Origin of the sequence: Corynebacterium amycolatum SK46 (assembly GCF_000173655.1) — a bacterium.
GTDB lineage: Bacteria > Actinomycetota > Actinomycetes > Mycobacteriales > Mycobacteriaceae > Corynebacterium > Corynebacterium amycolatum_A.
In genome coordinates this window covers 222578-241336 of record NZ_ABZU01000001.1, presented here as the reverse complement: position 1 = coordinate 241336, position 18759 = coordinate 222578, and the positions used below count along the sequence as shown (strand labels likewise).

15 protein-coding genes are annotated in these 18759 nt (G+C 59.0%); 10 read left to right on the top strand and 5 right to left on the bottom strand.

The genetic code is table 11. The features are described 5' to 3' along the window. The first annotated feature begins 25 nt into the window (after positions 1–25). The 5 genes from CORAM0001_RS01065 to CORAM0001_RS01045 all read left to right on the top strand — a co-directional run bounded on the left by CORAM0001_RS01065 (position 26) and on the right by CORAM0001_RS01045 (position 5736). A complete protein-coding gene (locus CORAM0001_RS01065; protein ID WP_005509712.1) occupies positions 26–1093 on the top strand; it encodes a FecCD family ABC transporter permease in 1068 nt (355 codons plus the stop codon). After that, the gene (locus CORAM0001_RS01060) at positions 1094–1894 is read left to right on the top strand and encodes an ABC transporter ATP-binding protein (protein WP_005509336.1); all 801 of its coding nucleotides are present in this window, start codon (positions 1094–1096) and stop codon (positions 1892–1894) included. It begins immediately after the preceding gene. 10 nt (positions 1895–1904) lie between these two features. Continuing rightward, a complete protein-coding gene (locus CORAM0001_RS01055) occupies positions 1905–3029 on the top strand; it encodes an ABC transporter substrate-binding protein (RefSeq protein ID WP_005509481.1) in 1125 nt (374 codons plus the stop codon). A 53-nt stretch (positions 3030–3082) separates the two neighbouring features. Then, positions 3083–4114, top strand: a complete 1032-nt coding sequence (locus CORAM0001_RS01050; RefSeq protein WP_005509630.1) for an ATP-dependent 6-phosphofructokinase — start codon at positions 3083–3085, stop codon at positions 4112–4114. 158 nt (positions 4115–4272) lie between these two features. After that, complete coding sequence (locus tag CORAM0001_RS01045) at positions 4273–5736, top strand: YkvI family membrane protein (RefSeq protein ID WP_005509357.1); 1464 nt, start codon at positions 4273–4275, stop codon at positions 5734–5736. A gap of 26 nt (positions 5737–5762) precedes the next feature. On the opposite strand, the gene CORAM0001_RS01040 is transcribed toward CORAM0001_RS01045, so the two are convergent. Then, entirely contained in the window at positions 5763–6596 is an 834-nt protein-coding gene (locus tag CORAM0001_RS01040; protein WP_005509706.1) for a class I SAM-dependent methyltransferase, read from the bottom strand. Positions 6597–6649: 53 nt separating this feature from the next. Between CORAM0001_RS01040 and gatB the strand changes: the two genes are divergently transcribed. Continuing rightward, a complete protein-coding gene (gatB, locus tag CORAM0001_RS01035) occupies positions 6650–8158 on the top strand; it encodes an Asp-tRNA(Asn)/Glu-tRNA(Gln) amidotransferase subunit GatB (RefSeq protein ID WP_005509604.1) in 1509 nt (502 codons plus the stop codon). A gap of 26 nt (positions 8159–8184) precedes the next feature. On the opposite strand, the gene CORAM0001_RS01030 is transcribed toward gatB, so the two are convergent. Next, positions 8185–9261, bottom strand: coding sequence for a glucose dehydrogenase (locus CORAM0001_RS01030; protein ID WP_244261958.1), 1077 nt, complete (start codon positions 9259–9261; stop codon positions 8185–8187). Between the two features lie 76 nt (positions 9262–9337). Between CORAM0001_RS01030 and CORAM0001_RS01025 the strand changes: the two genes are divergently transcribed. Both CORAM0001_RS01025 and CORAM0001_RS01020 read left to right on the top strand, forming a co-directional pair. Then, positions 9338–10711 carry a DoxX family membrane protein gene (locus CORAM0001_RS01025; protein ID WP_244261957.1) on the top strand — a complete coding sequence of 458 codons (1374 nt, stop codon included), beginning with the start codon at positions 9338–9340 and terminating at the stop codon, positions 10709–10711. Positions 10712–10786: 75 nt separating this feature from the next. After that, positions 10787–11671, top strand: coding sequence for a hypothetical protein (locus CORAM0001_RS01020; RefSeq protein ID WP_005509656.1), 885 nt, complete (start codon positions 10787–10789; stop codon positions 11669–11671). Between the two features lie 15 nt (positions 11672–11686). Here the strand turns inward: CORAM0001_RS01020 and ilvD are convergent, their stop codons facing one another. The 3 genes from ilvD to CORAM0001_RS01005 all read right to left on the bottom strand — a co-directional run bounded on the left by ilvD (position 11687) and on the right by CORAM0001_RS01005 (position 15897). After that, positions 11687–13531: a dihydroxy-acid dehydratase gene (gene ilvD, locus CORAM0001_RS01015; protein ID WP_005509392.1), complete on the bottom strand. Its 1845-nt coding sequence runs from the start codon at positions 13529–13531 to the stop codon at positions 11687–11689. A 134-nt stretch (positions 13532–13665) separates the two neighbouring features. Beyond that, positions 13666–14184: a PH domain-containing protein gene (locus CORAM0001_RS01010; RefSeq protein WP_005509701.1), complete on the bottom strand. Its 519-nt coding sequence runs from the start codon at positions 14182–14184 to the stop codon at positions 13666–13668. 57 nt (positions 14185–14241) lie between these two features. Next, positions 14242–15897 (bottom strand): mechanosensitive ion channel family protein, encoded by a 1656-nt coding sequence (locus CORAM0001_RS01005; RefSeq protein WP_040360809.1) that lies wholly within the window; start codon positions 15895–15897, stop codon positions 14242–14244. Between the two features lie 377 nt (positions 15898–16274). Between CORAM0001_RS01005 and CORAM0001_RS01000 the strand changes: the two genes are divergently transcribed. Together CORAM0001_RS01000 and ilvN are read left to right on the top strand one after the other, a co-directional pair. Then, entirely contained in the window at positions 16275–18185 is a 1911-nt protein-coding gene (locus CORAM0001_RS01000) for an acetolactate synthase large subunit (protein ID WP_005509385.1), read from the top strand. A gap of 34 nt (positions 18186–18219) precedes the next feature. Then, positions 18220–18723: an acetolactate synthase small subunit gene (ilvN, locus tag CORAM0001_RS00995; protein ID WP_005509600.1), complete on the top strand. Its 504-nt coding sequence runs from the start codon at positions 18220–18222 to the stop codon at positions 18721–18723. Positions 18724–18759 lie beyond the last annotated feature (36 nt).

Genomic DNA, 18759 nt, shown 5'->3' with positions numbered 1-18759 from the left:
TTCATACATGCGCAGGAACGCAAACATGGAGAGAGTCAGAATTAAAAACCCACCGCGGTTTATACCTTGGATTTATGGGCTGGTCATTGTCATAGCCATTGCGGTCAGTCTGGTCGCTGCGGTGGTCTTCGGCTCGGCGGATATCACCTGGTCCACCACGACACAGGTCATTTCGCATCACCTCTTCCGCACTGAGCTCGATGAATCCGTGCCCGCCAGTTCGGACACCATCATCTGGAATCTCCGCGCTCCCCGGGGAATTCTCGCAGCGATTGTAGGGGCGGGGCTAGCTGTCTCCGGTGTGGCTATGCAGACACTGGTCCGTAACCCGTTGGCAGACCCGTATCTGTTAGGTATTTCCGCAGGTGCCGGCGCCGGTGCGACCGCGGTGATCATCTTTGGTGCTTTCTCTGGAAGCCCTATCGCGCCGCTGACATTCGGCGCACTCCTCGGTGCAGTCATGGCCACCCTCGCAGTCGGTGCTTTCGCCACTGCAGGCGGTGGGCTGACTCCGCTGCGCTTGGTGCTCTCTGGCGTTGTGCTCTCCGCTGCGTTTTCCGCGCTGAGTAGCTTCATGGTCTTCGCCGGGCCAGACCCGAGGGCCGCGCAGTCCGTGATGTTTTGGATGCTGGGCTCTGTTGCCGGTGCGACCTGGGTGAAGACGCTCTTCCCGCTCATCGTCCTCATCGCAGTACTGTTGTTTTTCCTGGTCAAAGCCCGTCAACTGGATGCACTGGCAACTGGTGAGAGCACCGCAGCAGCCGTAGGTATTGACGTTACTCGGCTACGCACGCAGGTATTTGTGCTCCAGGCTGTTCTCGTCGGCACGCTCGTGGCGGTATCGGGCGGCATCGGGTTTGTCGGCCTGGTGATTCCGCACTTGACCCGCATCTTGGTAGGCGCCACGCACCGCGTTGTCCTACCGGTCGCTGCGCTCATGGGTGGACTATTTCTCATCTGGGTGGACATCATCGCGCGCGTAGTGGGCGGAAGCCAGGAAATGCCGCTGGGTGTGGTCACCGGATTGGTTGGAGCACCTCTTTTCCTCTACCTCATGAGCCGCTCGCACTACAGCTACGGAGGTGCCGAATAAATGAGCGCCCCGCAAAAATCTGTCCTCTCCGCTAAGGATGTGCGCTGTGACATCGCCGGACGCACCATCGTCAGCGGAATCAACCTCAGCTTCGGCGCGGAGCCCATGACCGCCATCGTCGGTGTTAACGGCGCGGGCAAATCCACTTTGCTGCGTGCGCTCGGTGGGATTACGAAACCGGCTGCGGGCGAGGTTGAGATTAACGGCAAATCGATGAGCTCAATTAGTTCGAAGCACCGCGCCCGCGATCTCGCTTTCGTGGCACAAAACGAGGTTCCGCCCGCCGAAATGCGTGTGCGCGACTTTGTCTCCCTCGGCCGGTTGCCCTACCAGCGCCTTTTAGGTGGCAACACTGCCGAGGACAACTCCCACGTCGACCGTGCGCTAGCGCTCGTAGGTCTGGAAACAGTCGCGCAACGCCTGTGTGGGCAGCTCTCGGGCGGGCAACGTCGTCGCGTGTGTCTGGCGCGCGCCATCGCCCAGGACTCGCCGATTATGCTTCTCGACGAGCCCACCAACCACCTCGACGTGCGCCATCAACAATCCGTCCTCCGGCTGGCCCGTTCCAGCGGAGCGTGTATCATTGCCGCCATCCACGACTTGGACCTGGTGATGAACCACTTCGACCGCGTTATCGTGGTCGCGGACGGCGGTATCGCGGCCGACGGCATCCCCGTAGACGTGCTGACCCGCGACTTCGTCGCCAAAATCTTTCAGGTTGAATCCTGTCAGCTCAATTCTCCCTCTGGCCGCCGCCATCTCGCAATCGATAGCGAGCTGGATGCTGCCACCATCAACTAGGAGTACTCCCTTGAATAACGCACATGCTTTCCGACATCCCCTGCGTGCCTCAGCAGCTGGTATCGCAGTGGCTGCACTGGCATTCGGAGCTGCCGCCTGTGGCTCTGATGAGGGAACGCAGGCTTCGTCGTCAGGCTTAACCCTCACCAACTGCGGTGAAGAAGTCAGCTACCCGGGTGTAGCTAAAAAGTTGCTCATCAACGACGGCAACGTCGCCTCGCTGGCGCTAGCTGTGGGGGCCGCGGACGAGATCACTGCAGTGAGCTCTATGGCCTCGCACCTGCCGGTGTTGACCGCCGCTTACGGCGATGAAATTGCGCAGAAGCCAGAAGTTGCGAAGGAATACCCGAATCTGGAGCAGGTCATTGCGGCCGAGCCGGATGTGATGCTGGCGGGATGGGGCTATGGATTTAGCGAGGACAAGGGCATTACCCCGGAATCGCTTTCCGAGCACGGTATAGGTGCCTACACCCTGACGGAGTCCTGCCGGAGCAGTGCCGAAGGCAAGACAGACCAGGGTGGCAGCGGCGACCCGGGTCACACTCGTGGGCTGGTGGATCCGTGGGAAGCCGTCAAGATTGATTTGAAGAACATTGCAACCTTGACAGGCCATGATGGCGAGGGCGACAAGGTTATTGCAGATATAGATAACCGTCTGCAAGCCTTGGATGCCGCGCCGAAGGGCGACAAGAAGCCGGTGGGCTTCCTCTTTGACTCTGCCGGTGAAGCACCGTTTACCTCTGGGGCCTTTGGCGCACCTCAAGGCATCCTGGAAAAGGCCGGCGCGACGAATGCAGCCGAGTCTATTAAGGACACCTGGACTACGACCTCCTGGGAGCATGTCGCGGAGATGAATCCAGACTTCATCGCGCTTGTGGATTACCCAGGTCAGACCTTTGAAGAGAAAATCAAAGTTTTGCGCACGAACCCAGCCACGAAGGATCTAGAGGCGGTCAAGGAAAATCGCTTCATTAACCTGCCAATTGCATTGTGGACGGAGTCTCCGCTGAATATCGATGCCGCAGAGTATGTGCGCAAGGCACTCGAAGAATATGGTCTAATGCCGACGTCGGAGGTGACAACGAAAATGGAGCTGCCATCCGAGCTGCCGGGGCAAGAGTACCTACAGAAGTAGTTTTGACCAAGGCTGTCAAGCACGAACTGACTAACGCGACTAAGGTGGGCATCATGCGAATTGCGACCCTTACCTCCGGTGGAGATTGTCCCGGTCTGAATGCCGTTATCCGTGCAATTGTCCGTACCAGCTCGAGCGAGTACGGCTCAACCGTTGTCGGCTTTGAGGACGGTTGGATTGGTCTTATGGAAGACCGTAGGGTTCAGCTTTACGACGACGAGCGGATTGACCGCATGCTGCTGCGTGGCGGCACGATGCTGGGCACCGGCCGCGTGCACCCGGACATTCTCATGTCCAACCTCGACCGCATCAAGGAAAACCTCGCTGATGCGGGCATCGATGCCCTGATTCCAATCGGTGGCGAAGGCACGCTGAAGGCCGGCAAGTGGCTTTCGGACAACGGGGTGCCAGTCGTCGGTGTTCCGAAGACCATTGATAATGACGTCAATGGTACGGACTACACCTTCGGTTTCGACACTGCAGTGGCCGTTGCCACCGACGCGGTTGATCGTCTGCACACCACCGCGGAATCCCACCAGCGCGTCATGATTGTTGAGGTCATGGGCCGACACGTGGGCTGGATTGCATTGCATGCGGGTATGGCCGGTGGTGCTCACCACATTGTCATTCCGGAAAAGCCATTCGACATCAATGAGATTGTGAAGTCGATGGAACGCCGTTTCCAGATGGGTGAGAAGTACGGCATCATCGTCGTCGCCGAGGGCGCCACCCCGAAGCCGGGCACCATGGATTACGAAGAGGGCGGTGTCGACCAGTTCGGCCACCAAACCTTCAACGGCATTGGTCAGGTTATTGGTGCGGAGATTAAGAAGCGCACCGGGTACGACGTGCGCACCACGGTGCTTGGCCACATTCAGCGTGGCGGTACGCCTACTGCGTACGACCGCGTGCTGGCTACCCGCTACGGTATCCACGCGACCCGTGCGGTCCACGAGGGCGATTTCGGCAAGATTGTTGCTCTCCACGGCGAGGACATTCAGCGTATCGACATCGATGATGCGGTCTCCGAGCTGAAGGTTGTACCTGAGGGGCGTTACCGCGCAGCTGCTGCGCTGTTTGGCTAAATGCGTTGGTTAAGCACGCTTTGCTAAACATTTCGGCACATCTTCATAACAAAATAGGCGTACGGCCCGGGTTGGTGTTTCAATCACCAGCCCGGGCAGTATGTTTTATAGGGTTCCAGTTTTTTGAAAAATAGAAGAATATTTAGGATTTTCTCGCTATGTGGAAAAGAGCCACAACAATTGCAATGGCCTTTGTCGGCCTAACTGTCGGTGCCGGATTCGCCTCCGGCCAGGAAATGATGCAGTACTTCGTGGCATTCGGCACCAACGGACTGTGGGGTGTGATACTTGCCTCCGTCGTGATGATTGCCAGTGGTCTGGCGGTGCTGTCAATTGCCAGCTATTTGCAGGCTGACGAACACTCCGAGGTCTTCGACGTAATCACCCGCAATTGGGTCTCGAAGATTTTGGATATCGCCGTGATGATCACGCTGTTCTGTACCGGCTTCGTCATGTTCGCCGGTGCCGGTGCGAACTTGAACCAGCAGTTCGGACTTGAGGTGTGGATTGGTGCCGTCATCATGGTTGCCCTGACATTGGGTGTCGGCATGCTGGATGCCGACAAGGTCAGCCGCGTGATTGGCATGATCACTCCGTTCATCATCGTGTTCTTGCTTGGTGCCGGTATCTACACTTTGGTCACCACCGACACGTCGATGTCGGAGGCTGCGCAGTACACCAATGAACTGTCGACATCGCTGCCGCACTGGTCTATTTCTGCCCTGAACTATGTTGGTTTCTGCGTGATGGTGGCCGTGTCGATGTCCATCGTCATCGGCGGTAGCTACCTGAACCCGCGCGAAGCTGGCATAGGTGGTCTCATGGGTGGCAGCATCTACGCAGGTCTGCTGACCCTGGTGACCTTTGCCCTCTTCTTCAAGGTCAAGGACGTTGGCCATGAGGATATGCCGACTCTGGCAATCGTCAATGAAATCCACCCGGTCCTGGGTACCGTGATGGCGATCATCATCTACGCCATGATTTTCAACACGGCCATTGGCATGTTCTACGCGCTGGGCCGCCGCCTGACGCGCAATACTCCGCACCGCTTCCGCTTGGTGTTTATCGTGACCGTGCTGATTGGTTTTGGCCTGAGTTTCTTCGGGTTCAAGGCTTTGGTCGGCTCCATCTACCCGGCCCTTGGATACGTCGGTATTGCTCTCATCGTTGTTCTGTGTGGTGCGTACTTGACTGGACGTAACAAGCTGATGGAGGAGTCGAAGCGCCGCGGCCGTATTCGCAAGCTCGCTCGCCGGAAGATGCATCCGAACAAAAAGTTCACCACCGCGGATCAGAAGAAGCTCGATCGCGCTTTGGCTAACTCCAACATTTCCAACGTCGACCTTCAGGAAAGCGTTCGCGATGACATCGTCGAGGAATTGGTCAGCGACGATAACGTGGACTTCACTGAGGATGACGCCGAGCGCATCGTAGAAAAGGACAATGAGCGGCTGGAGAAGCTCTCCGAAATTGAAGAGGCCTCTGACGCGGACAATCCTCGCGAGACTGCGAAGAACTCCTTCCCAGGCGAGGCCGTAGACACCGCTCCGAAGAAATTGGCAGGACAGACTAAGAATGCATTCAAGCGCGTGGCTCACCCTAAGTCGAAGAAAGAAAACTAACTAGCGCGACTAGGCAACTTGAAGATTTAGGCAGCTCGAAAATAGAAGGCATCGCACCGGTAGGGAAGGGCGATGCCTTCTTCGTATGTGTGCCCCAAGTGTTCGTGGAGATACCAGTGCAAGTTCGCCTCCACCTTGGCGCGTGTGGCGGGCTTGGAACGAAGCCAGTAGGAACGTGTCCGTGCCAGCAACACGATGTCCTCGATAGTCAGAGTCTGTTCCCAGGCCAGGCGTACCTCATCGACTAACTCCAACTCTGGACCAACCTCGGGGTAGAAGCCGGGGCGCAACACGTCGCCGGCGTGCATGATGCGGCTGAGCCGATGCACCCACGGTACGGAGACATCCAAGGTGTTCCAGACCAACATAGCCACGCCATCCGCACGTAACACCCGAGCGAGTTCTCTACTTGCAGCTGTCGGGTCCACCCAGTGCCACGTCTGCGCACATGTTGCTACATCGACGCTGTCGGACTCCAGTCTCATGCGCTCCGCAGTACCGTCCAGGCATTCCGCCGCTGGCACATTGTGCATCAGTGCTTGCCGCATCGCGGTGGAGGGATCGAGTGCCAGCAGGGTGGCATCGCGGTAGACGTCGGCAAGCGAGGCGGTGAGTTTTCCAGTGCCGGCGCCGATATCGGCGACTACCTGTGGGCGCGGTGCAAGGCGGGTCAACGTATCGATGACCGCTGGAGGATATCCGGGACGCACGCGGTGGTAGCCCGAGGCGCCGTCGGCGCTTTCCTGCAGGTCGTTGTCGAAAGTAGCGCCTGCGCGGTGGCGGTCAGCGGCGTCGCGGAACGTTGGCGTATCGCGTGCTGACGTCGGTGGAATCGGTGGGTGTTCGTTAACTCCGGGCACGAGTTATACCCTAGGGCACGCACGCGAGGCCATCGCTAGTAGACTCTACAAACATGACCGCTGCATACGCTGATGACTTGATGGACTTTGATGAGGTCCTCGAACGTTTTGACCCGGTAATGGGCATGGAGGTTCACGTCGAGCTCTCGACGAATACCAAGATGTTCTCCTCCTCCTCGGCAAACTTCGGTGCCGAGCCGAATAGCAACGTTGATCCCTGCAGCCTCGGCCTTCCGGGTGCGCTGCCCGTGGTTAACCGTCAGGGCGTTGAATGGGCCATCAAGATTGGCCTCGCGCTGAACTGCGAGATTGCTGAGTCCTCCCGCTTCGCGCGCAAGAACTACTTCTACCCGGACCAGCCGAAGAACTACCAGATTTCGCAGTACGACGAGCCAATCGCCTACGACGGATATCTTGACGTTCAGCTTGACGACGGCACGGAGTTCCGTGTCGAAATCGAGCGCGCTCACATGGAAGAAGACACCGGCAAGCTGACGCACTTGGGCGGTGCCGACGGCCGTATTCACGGCGCCACGCGTTCGCTGGTGGACTGCAACCGCGCAGGTATTCCGCTGATTGAGATCGTGACCAAGCCGATTCTCGGTGCGGGCGAGCGGGCCCCAGAGGTTGCTCGTGCGTACGTTTCTGCACTGCGTGACCTGGTGAAGTCCCTCGGTGTCTCCGATGCCCGTATGGATCAGGGCTCGATGCGTGTGGACTCCAACGTTTCCCTGCGCCCAATTGGCCAGGAGGAGTTCGGTACTCGTACCGAGACTAAGAACATCAACTCCCTGAAGTCTGTTGAACAGGCTGTTCGCTACGAGATGCAGCGCCAGGCTGCTGCGATTACCAATGGCGAGGAGATCGTTCAGGAAACCCGCCACTACCAGGAGACCGACGGCACGACCTCCAAAGGCCGCCCGAAGGAGTCGCAGTCGGACTACCGCTACTTCAATGACCCAGACCTGCCCCCGGTTATCGCTCCGCGTGAGTGGGTGGAGGAAATTCGCGCAACGCTGCCCGAGCTGCCGTGGGTGCGCCGCGCTCGTATCCAGGAAGAGTGGGGTCTGAAGGACGAGGAAATGCGCGACCTGGTCAACGCCGGCGCACTCGACCTGATTGTCGACACCGTTGAGGCTGGTGCCGGCCCTGCTGAGGCTCGTTCCTGGTGGGTCGCTTACCTGGCTCAGAAGGCCAACGAGGCAGGCGTGGAGCTGGCTGAGCTCGCAATTACTCCGGTACAGGTCGCCCGCGTGATTGCATTGATTGAAGAGGGCAAGCTGACCAACAAGCTGGCCCGTAAGGCCGTCGACGGCGTGCTCGCAGGCGAGGGCGATGTTGATGAGGTCGTCGCTGCCCGTGGCCTGGAGGTCGTTCGCGACGACGGTGCTATTGAGAAGGCCGTTGACGATGCACTGGCTGCTAACCCGGACATCGTCGAGAAGTACCGCGCCGGCAACAAGAAGGTTGTCGGCGCCATCGTGGGGCAGGTCATGAAGGCCACTCGCGGTAAGGCGGACCCGGCTCAGGTCAACCAGCTGATTGCGAAGAAACTAAGCTAGCAACACCGAGTTAGCCTCCCCGAAAGTTAATCCGGGGAACCGCCGGCGGCACCATCGCTCGGCAGTCTGACGACGCGCTCGTCGGACTCGGACGGTTGTGCCCCGGCGGTTTTGTTTGTCGTGGCACCCCAAACTTCAATACCCTGATTCGCTGCGACAGCCGCCACATGCGAGATGTGGCCGAAGTCGCCGTCGACAAGCACCTCAGGGGAACCCTTGACCTCCCACGCCGCGTCGGGCCCAGTGTACTGCGGACCAACCGGCATGGAGATGACCTTCTGCGCGTCTGGGATGGCAATGACCACGCGGTCACCCATCACTGCGCACCCACCGATGGAATCGTTCAGGTCCACACCGCCAAGGGGGTTAATCACAGGGCCGGTGAGCTGAACCAGCTGTGGGGTGCCGTCGAGAATGGCGGTTGCCAACGGCGGCATTCCGTCAGGACCATGGCAGAACTGCTGAAACTCAATGCCGGGATCTCCCACGAGCAATTTGCGTGGGGACAGCGCGCCCGAAGTTCGGTCAAAATAGATTCCCAGAATGCCCGGCTCGCTGAGGTCCGGAAGTTCGCGTACATCAGCGGTGCCGCCGTCTACGAGGGTGACGCGCGCGATGGTGTCGTCGTCACGCAAAATAAAGACCTGGCGGTCCTCTTCAACCGAGGGACTGGGCAGCAATTGTTTTGCAGGGGCGCCGAGCCGTGCGACCTCACGCGGTGTCTTACCCGGTGCGACAACGGTGAGCGCACCGTCGTCGGTGGCGACGAGAGCCTCCCCAGGGCCGATTGCAGCTAGCGCGGTGGTAAGCGGTAGGCAGGCCGCGAGAGTGACATCGTCGGGGTCGCAGGGACCTTTGTCTTTGGCTTTGCTTTCCGCGGTTGGGACCGGGGTAGAGGGCAAATCAGGGGAGGAAAACTTCGGCATGGCAATGCCTGTCGGTTCTGACTTGTCTTCAGTAAACGGCAACTCAAGGGCGTTCGACGCACTCATGCAGCCGGAAAGAGAGACCATCCCGATGACACCAGCGGCGAGCGCAGCACGACGACGCCGCCCGCGAGCGCGAGCCTGTGCACTGCTGGTGTGGACGAGGTGGAATCTCATAGGCATACACAATACAGCCTCGTTTCACGGCCACGCCTGCGACCAAAAGTGAGGCAGTAGTTTTAATGTGGACGATGTGAGCGACTCAGAGAAGTACCCGAACGACCGCGCCCTCGAGAATGTGGAGGACGGATTCGATGACGATCTCGACGTCCCGACCTACCGCAAGCTCGCTGAGCCAATGAACGAAGAAACCAACCGCGATGACAGCGACAACACCGCAACGCAGATTTTTCCGGGTGTGCCGGAAAAGCGCGTAGCGGAGGAGTCGGAGGCAGACCAGGAAAACCTGCCGCCGGAATCCACCGCTGCATCAGAGACAGAGGCAGAGACAGAGGTCGAGCCGAGCTCGGAACCGGAGCCTGAAGTTCAGGAAGCTCCGAAGAAGCGCTACGACGCCTACGCCGCTGCAGGCCGCACGGCACCTCAGGTGATTAGCCCTGCCGGTAAGCCTTCGCCGCGGGATGAACAGGCTGAAACTGAATTGGCGCCCGCGGCCGATAAAGAGTCGGAGGTAGCCCCGGAGTCAGAGGCAACCGAAATCTTTGAGCAGCCAGCTCGGAGTGAGCGCGTTGATTCAGACGAGGATTTCAGCCAGCCGACGCAAGCCTTCTCGGCTTCTGAAGCGGCAGCAGCGTCCGCAGCAGGAGCTACTGCAAATAGGTCGGAAGCACAGCCAGCATTCGACGATGAGGCGGAGTCAACCTATGACTCTTCACGCAATTCCGCAGTTGAGACTCAGTATTTCGATGAATCAGATTTCGCTGAACCGGCTGTGTCCCGCGATACCGCTGGTGCCGCTGGTGCCGCTGGTGTTGCAGGAGCAGGCGTAGGAGCCACCGGGGCAACTTCTGCTACGACTACCTCCGCTGCTGAAGACGATGAAGACACGGACTTCTACGACGACAACGAACCGGAGTTCCGTCGCGGTACCACCGACTTCGGCCTTCTGCTGTTGCGTCTTGGATTGGGTGCGCTGCTGCTGGTCCATGGCCTGACAACGCTGCTCGGCTGGGGAAACTCCGGTGGCACTACTGCGCTGGAGACACAGTTTAGCCAGAACAACTTCGCCCTCGGCCCTGTGATGGCCACTGCCATCCCAACGGTTCAGCTCATCGCGGGTGCCCTGCTCATCTTGGGTCTCGCGACACCGCTGGCCGCGGCGTTGGCGCTGGCATTGTCCGCCTACCTCAGCATGTTTGATGTGGCTACCTCTGCCAATGGCGTGAATATCGTTGGCCAGGACTCCAGTAACCTCCAACTACAGCTGTTGATGACCGCCATGGCACTTGGCTTGCAGTTCACCGGCCCGGGCCGCATCGGCATCGACTTCGGACGCGGCTGGGCACGACGACCACTGGCATCGTCTTGGATCTTTGGAATTCTGTCCATCGCCGCGGCAATTGGCCTGTGGTGGCTGACGACCGGCACGCTGCCGTTTGTTGGCTAAGGCGGCTCGCAGATACACCAACAGTCGAGCGACCTAAACTAGGTTCTCGGTTAGGGCCGGGGTACAATGCCCCCTATGCCAAAGTCGAGACACGCAATAAAGACCACCCTCGCGGTGGTCTTTTTCATGTCCTCGATAGGCGCGACAACGTCGATTCACTCACCGTCGACAGCCGCTGCCGGCGAGCACAATGAGGTTGCAGCCTCCGTCTCGTCGGCAAGCGCCTGGCCGACACATGGGGTGAGCCTGCCGCGTATGAATCTCAACGCCGAAGGGTTGATTGAGACTGACCCGCGCACGCAAATGGCAGTGAGCTACGAGCCGGTGGGCGTGGGGTACAGCAGCCAGGCATCGCAACGCCCGCTGCCGGCGCTATCCCTGATTAAGTTGTATATCGGTCAGTATGTGCTCGAACACGGCACTGCCGACGATGCCGAGCGCGTCGAAAAGATGATTTCGCGTTCCGACGACGATTTGGCAGCCGACTTCTACCGGAAGTACCCGGAATCGGTCGATTCCATTGCGACCGAGTACGGCCTGTTCAACACCTCCGGCGGAGAGAAGTGGGGAGTATCGAGGACTACGGCGGAAGATGTGGTGTCTTTTATTTCCCAGCTTCGTCTGAAGCATCCTGATTCTGAGGTGCTTGAGGCGATGAGACACTGGTCGCCGATTGCTGCCGATGGCTATCGACAGAATTTTGGTCTTGCCGGCCTGCCCGGCTCTGAAGGCGCGAAGATGGGCTGGTCCAACCGGCGTTCGTGGCACTCTTCCGTTGTTTTTGGCCCCGGATATGTAATGGCGGCAATCACCGAAGGCGGCAAATATGCACACACCGAGGACATCGCTGAGGGGATTGCGGACGTCGAGTACCGGGATTTGGTGAAGCCCACGCAGAAGACTGGACGCAAAGCTACCTTAGAAACGCCAAAGGCCCGTGCGGTCAGCACAGGCCTTTAAGCGGGTTTGATCTAGCTAGTCGACAATGCGGACCGCGCCCTTATCCGCACTGGACGCCATCTTGGCGTATGCGCGCAGCGCCTTGGACACCTTGCGCGGACGCGGCTTGTGCGGAGTAAACGGCTTGTCGCGCTTGAGCTCCTCATCGCGGCGAGCGGCCAGCTCCTCGTCGGACACCTGAATCTCAAGGCGTCGTTCAGCGACATCGATGTACACCGGGTCGCCGTTGCGGACGAGGCCGATTGCGCCGCCGGCAGCGGCCTCCGGGGAAACGTGGCCGATAGACAGTCCGGAGGAACCGCCGGAGAAGCGACCATCGGTAACCAGTGCACAGACCTTACCCAGGCCAGCGCCCTTGATGAATGCGGTCGGGTGCAGCATCTCCTGCATGCCCGGGCCGCCGGAAGGACCCTCGTAGATGACAAAGAGAACTTCGCCCGGCTGCAACGTGCGGTTCAAGATGACCGAGACAGCCTCTTCCTGGCTCTCTACGACGCGAGCGGTGCCCTCGAAGTGAAACTGATCCTCGCCGATACCGGCGGTCTTCAGGACAGCTCCGTCCTCGGCGATGTTGCCGCGCAGGACACACAGACCGCCTTCCTTGGTGTAGGCGTGGTCGAAGTCGCGGATGCAGCCATTTTCGGAGTCCGTATCCAGGCTCTCCCAGCGGTTGGACGTGGAGAACGGCTCGGTGGTGCGCACGCCGCCGGGGGCTGCGTGGAACAGTTCAATCGCTTCATCAGTGGCCTTGCCGCCGCGGATATCCCAGTTGTCCAAGTGCTCCTCCAGCGACGGGGAGTGAACTGAACGGACATTCATTTGCAGCAGGCCCGCGCGGCGCAGTTCGCCGAGGATGGCGGGAATACCGCCGGCGCGGTGGACGTCCTCCATGTAGTAGTCCGAGTTCGGTGCCACCTTGGACAGACAAGGCACGCGGCGGGAAATGGCGTCGATGTCAGAGAGATCGAAGTCAATCTCGCCCTCCTGCGCGGCAGCGAGAATATGGAGCACCGTGTTGGTGGAACCGCCCATGGCAACGTCAAGTGTCATTGCGTTGACAAAGGCGTCGCGGTTGGCGATGTTGCGCGGCAGCACGGACTCGTCACCATCGTGGTAGTAGCTCTTCGCCAGGTCCACAATCAGCTCACCGGCGCGGGTGAACAGATCGCGACGCGCCTGCTGAGTCGCCAGGGTAGAACCGTTGCCCGGCAGGGACAGGCCGAGGGCCTCGGTCAGGCAGTTCATCGAGTTTGCGGTGAACATACCCGAGCACGATCCGCAGGTCGGGCAGGCCGAGCGCTCGATGTCGAGCAGGTTCTTGTCATCGACCTTGTCGTTCGCGGATGCAGAAATAGCCGAGATGAGGTCAGAGCCGGGCTTGACGACGCCATCGATAACAACCGAAGATCCCGATTCCATCGGCCCGCCGGAAACGAAGACCACCGGGATATTCAGACGCAGAGCCGCATTGAGCATGCCAGGCGTGATCTTGTCACAGTTGGAAATACAGACCAATGCGTCAGCGGTGTGAGCGTTGACCATGTACTCCACAGAGTCAGCAATAATCTCACGGGACGGCAGCGAGTAGAGCATGCCGTCGTGACCCATCGCAATTCCATCATCGACAGCAATGGTGTTGAACTCACGGGGGACGCCACCGGCTGCGGTCACAGCTTCTGCGACGATGTCGCCAACATCCTTCAGGTGCACGTGCCCCGGAACAAACTGAGTGTAAGAGTTTGCAATTGCGATAATCGGCTTGCCGAAGTCGTTATCGGTCATACCAGTTGCGCGCCATAGGGAACGCGCACCAGCCGCATTTCGGCCGGCAGTGGTGACTTTAGAGCGAAGGGGGATCATGGGGGCTGCCCTTCCTAGATAGGGTGCAAAGTAATTAATTATCCATATTAATCACAAAAAGCCCCCAATGTCTCATTTCGCGGTCACTAGTGTCCGCATAATGAGATTTAGGGGCTTTGTGGGCTGCTTATATGTTACTCGGCAGAGGCGTCACCTTTAGGCTTGGCATCAGCCTCAACCTCACTGACCTTCTTCATTACGGAGTAGCCATCGCGGTCGAAAACCTCGACCTTGTCATTTTCCGCCATGCGAGCCGAAGCAATCGGATCTGGAATCAGACCGCCAGTGGCTTCCTTCAACTCCGGCAGCGAATTAAAAGAGATGGCCGGCAGGGCGATGCGCTCATCTGACTTGGTTACCGCGAAGGCGCGGCCGCCCTTGTTGAAGAAGATGCCCGCAAAATCGCTCCAGGGTACCGAACGGCGCTTCGACAATAGGTACACCGCAGTGATACCGCGTGGCCCTATGGTGGTGCGTACTCGGAAAATCCAAAGCGTATAAATCAACGGCGCCAGGAAAGTAACGGCCAGCCACGGGGCAAAACCGGTGGCAATTACACACAGCACGAGCATGAACGCAACGATGAACAGATGCGTCTTCTGTGGGCGAAATCGCTGCGTCGCAATTTTTGGCTGTGGAGTCGAGTCAGTCATGGCCTTTGATTGTAGCGGGTAGTTCGGATTGGTTAATGCGCGGTAGGCGGTGGCGCCTTATTGCGCCCCGGCCGAGTTTGGTTCTGCGTTGTTAGTGGAGTCTGTCGACTGCGATCCGCCAGTGCTCTCGTTGTCGATGTTGCTCTGATTAGAGTCCGGCTCGGTGGAGGTGGCGGTCGAAGGTGTGCGGTTCTGCGTGCTCTGAGTCTGCTGTGAAGTCTCGGACGGCTGATTCTGTGACGTCTGAGTCTGCTGTGAAGTCTCGGTGGGCTGCACACTTTGTGTGGCGCTAGTCGGCTGGCTCGATGATTGCGGAGCCGACGACTCCTCCGAGACCTCTTCCTGCGTTGCCGCGCGGTCGCTCCACCTACTCGGTGCCAACCAGCCGGATGGGCCGTCCTCTGTCTCTACCGTCATCAGATTCAAAACGCCGAGGACCATTAGGGTTACCAAGAGCATGATTGTCGAAACGCGAGCACGCCCACCTGCGGAGAGGATTCGTCGGACCTTCTGGCGCGTCGTGAGCGTCTTCCAATCAGGGTGGCTAACCAGCTTGCGGATGGCATTGTTGCTTCCGCTGTCCTCCTGCTCGCGTCGAGCATCATCGAGGTCAGCACCCGTATGCGGCAGGTCGGATCGCTCGTTCCCGTCTTGCTTATCGACGGTCTGGGTTTCCAGCAGCTTGGTTTCTGCGGTATCCGGCTGGGCAGTAGTGTTCGCTACCGCTTCTACAACTTCGGTTGAAGCGCTGTCGCCGTCGTCAAGCTGTTGTTTTTGCCCCTGCTTAGCATCGGCCTGCCTGAGCTGTTCAATCATTGTGTCATCGCGGACGTGGCCGGTGATTTCTTCGGCGGGAGCAAACGGGGTCTGTTGGGCGCGCTCGCCGTAATCATCCCACCAAGTGTCGATGACTGCGGCGCGGATGGCGCGCTCGATGAGCCATTGGTCGCCCGGTTTGCAGTCGACAATCAAGCGCATAGTGACGGTCCACGGCAGGCCCATAACCGTCGGCGGATTGAGCTCCGTGGAGGACTGTAGCTTGATCTCGGAGAGAACTGCATCCTTGACGGAGTCCAGTGCGATTGCGCGCTTGGCAGCGGCGACAGTGCGCTCTTCCAAATCCTTAATGGAGCCACCAGCGGTCATCGGTACGGGAACTTCAACAACAGCACGGGACCACTGTGAGGAGTAGTTGATACACATGCGTGCCTCGGAGTTGGGCACGATGATTTCCTCGCCGTTGAGGGTTCGGATTGTGGTGGCGCGCAATGTCATATTGACTACGTCACCTTGGACAGTGCCCGAAGGGGAGTGGAATTCTACCCAGTCCCCGATGCCGTACTGCTTCTCGGCGATAATGAACATGCCGCCGAGGAAGTCGGCGATGACGCCTTGGGCGCCAAAACCAACAGCAGCGGAAACAACTGTTGCAGGGATGGCGGCTGCGGTTAGCGAGATACCGAATTTCGACAGCATCGCGATGATTAAGACGAAGTATGCAATGACTTCGACGATGTAAACCACAGCGCCAATCAGGGCGCGCCGTCCCTTGGACTGCTCCTCTTCGGAGGAGATGTTTCCGTCCGCAATTGCCAGAACGAACCGCCGGATACGGGGAACAAGAATTAGCAGGATGGCCAGGCATGCGATGGCAAGGCCGTTATTGGCCACCCATTGCCATGCCCGTAACAACATGTATTGCAAAAATTCCATGCCATCCACCGTAGGTCGTTCGCCTTAATATGCGCTGAGTTTAAAGGTAAAGAATTATGCATAAAGACGAGCTTTGGGCTTGAGGCTTGAGGACTTGAGGCCTGCGGGGCACGGGTGTGTAGGTCTCGGGTTTGTAGGACCAGGGTGTCCCCCGGGGTAGTGGTCGGAGAGTATCTAGGTAGAGTGATTCCCAAAGTTGGGGTGGGGTTCTCGTTGGAATCGGGTGGGTACTCGGGGTGCGATACGGGTGGGGTGTCCAATTGGCGGGATTGACTTCTCACTATGTGGACGTTAGGGTTGTAGCCAACGCCACATTCGTAGCTTCTTCGCGTGAATGTGAGTGGAGTAGTTGCCCACCATGACCCAGGAGCGAAATCGTGAACGCGCACGAGCAGCACACCCCATCGCCCGCCCAATTCGCGGCTAAGGCGCGCACCAGCGCCCCCGAGCGAATTTCTGGTGCACAAGCCATTGTCCGATCCCTTGAAGAGCTTGGTGTCGAGGTAGCCTTCGGTATTCCCGGTGGTGCAGTGCTTCCGCTCTACGATCCCATTTATGACTCGGAAAAGCTCCGCCACGTCCTCGTGCGCCACGAGCAGGGAGCTGGCCACGCCGCCACTGGTTACGCGCAGGTTTCCGGCAAGGTTGGTGTCTGTATCGCGACTTCCGGCCCGGGTGCTACCAACCTGGTAACCCCGCTCGCGGATGCTCAGATGGACTCCGTTCCGGTTGTCGCCATCACCGGTCAGGTCGGTCGCCCGCTGCTGGGTACTGACGCTTTCCAGGAGGCTGACATCCGCGGTGTGACCATGCCGATTACTAAGCACAACTTCATGGTCACTGAAGCTGAGGATATCCCTCGCGCGCTCGCTGAGGCATTCCACCTGGCTTCTTCTGGCCGTCCAGGTCCGGTTCTGGTCGATGTCCCGAAGGACCTCCAGAATACGATGATTGACTTCACCTGGCCGCCGGAGATTGCCCTGCCGGGCTACCGTCCTGTGACGACTCCGCACCAGCGTCAGATTGACGAAGCCGCTGAGATGATTGCTGCTGCAAAGCGTCCGGTGTTCTACATCGGTGGCGGTGTCATTAAGGCTGATGCTTCCAAGGAGCTGGTCGAGTTCGCCGAGCAGACTGGGGTTCCGGTCGTGACCACGCTGATGGCTCGCGGCGCATTCCCGGACTCGCACCCGCTGCACATGGGTATGCCGGGCATGCACGGCAAGGTGTCCGCCGTCGCTGCTCTGCAGAAGTCCGACCTGCTCATCACGATTGGCGCGCGTTTCGACGACCGTGTTACCGGTGATCTGAATTCCTTCGCGCCGAACGCGAAGGTTATCCACGCCGATATTGACCCGGCAGAGATTGGCAAGCTCCGCGAAGTCGACGTTCCCATCGTCGGCGATGCCCGCGAGGTCCTTGCTGCACTGAGCGAGTCCTACACCAAGCTCGGTCTTAGCCGCCCGCAGATTACCGACTGGCTGAAGCTTCTCGACGGTCTCCGCGACGAGTTCCCTCTCGGTTGGGAAGAGCCCGCTGATGGTGCAATCGCTCCGCAGTTTGTAATTCAGACTCTGTCCGACATCGTTGGCCCGGAGGCCATCTATGCCGCTGGCGTCGGCCAGCACCAGATGTGGGCAGCGCAGTTCGTCCAGTACGAGAACCCGCGCACCTGGCTTAACTCCGGTGGTGCCGGCACGATGGGCTACTCAATTCCGGCTGCGATGGGTGCCAAGGCAGCTGCTCCTGAAAAGGAAGTCTGGGCCATTGATGGTGACGGTTGCTTCCAGATGACTAATCAGGAGCTGACCACCTGTGCAATGGAAGGTTTCCCCATCAAGGTTGCCTTGATTAACAACGGTAACCTGGGCATGGTTCGTCAGTGGCAGACGCTGTTCTACGATCAGCGCTACTCCAACACCAAGCTGCGCCCGGAGGATAACTCCTACCTGCCGGACTTCGTCCAGCTCTCCGAGGGGCTTGGCTGCGTGGCGATTCGCGTGACTAAGAAGGAGGATGTCGCGGCCGCAATTAAGAAGGCACGCGAGATCAATGACCGACCGGTGGTTATTGACTTCATTGTCGGTGAGGATGCTCAGGTGTGGCCGATGGTAGCAGCTGGCAAGTCCAATGATGAGGTCGAATACGCCCGCGGTCTGCGCCCGCTGTTCAACGATGAGAACTCAGCAGCTGAAACCCCGGCTGACATCCACGGCACTGTTGTGGACAACGCCGAGGACGCCGCGAAGCAGCCCGACGCTAACCACCCGTCCATGAAGACCCGCTAATCGGGATCCGAAGCAACAGGAAGTGAGTCCCAAAATGGCTGAACTGCACACTCTATCCGTGTTGACCCTCGATGAGCCGGGTATTCTGGTCCGCATTGCGGGCATGTTTACCCGCCGAGGTTTCAGCATCCAGTCGATTACCTCGGGTGAAACTGAGACCGAGGGCGTCAATCGCATCACCGTTGTGGTCGAGACGGAGACGCTGCCAATCGAACAGATTACTAAGCAGCTGAACAAGCTGGTGCCCGTGCTGAAGGTGGTCCGCCAGCCCCCAGAGACCATGGTGTCGCGCGGACTGCTGATGGTGAAGGTTTCCTGTGACAACACCAACCGTCCGCAGGTCGTCGATGCCGCCAATCTCTTCCGTGCCCGCGTGGTGGACGTCTCTCAAGAGTCTGTCATCATTGAGGCGACGGGTGAGCGCTCGAAGCTCGTAGCCCTGCTGGAGGTCCTCGAGCCGTTTGGTATCCGTGAGCTCATTCAGTCCGGTACCGTCGCAATGGCGCGCGGGCCGAAGCCGATGCTCCAGACCCGCTAACAACTAAACGCTAAGGTTTTTAACGAATCCGATTCG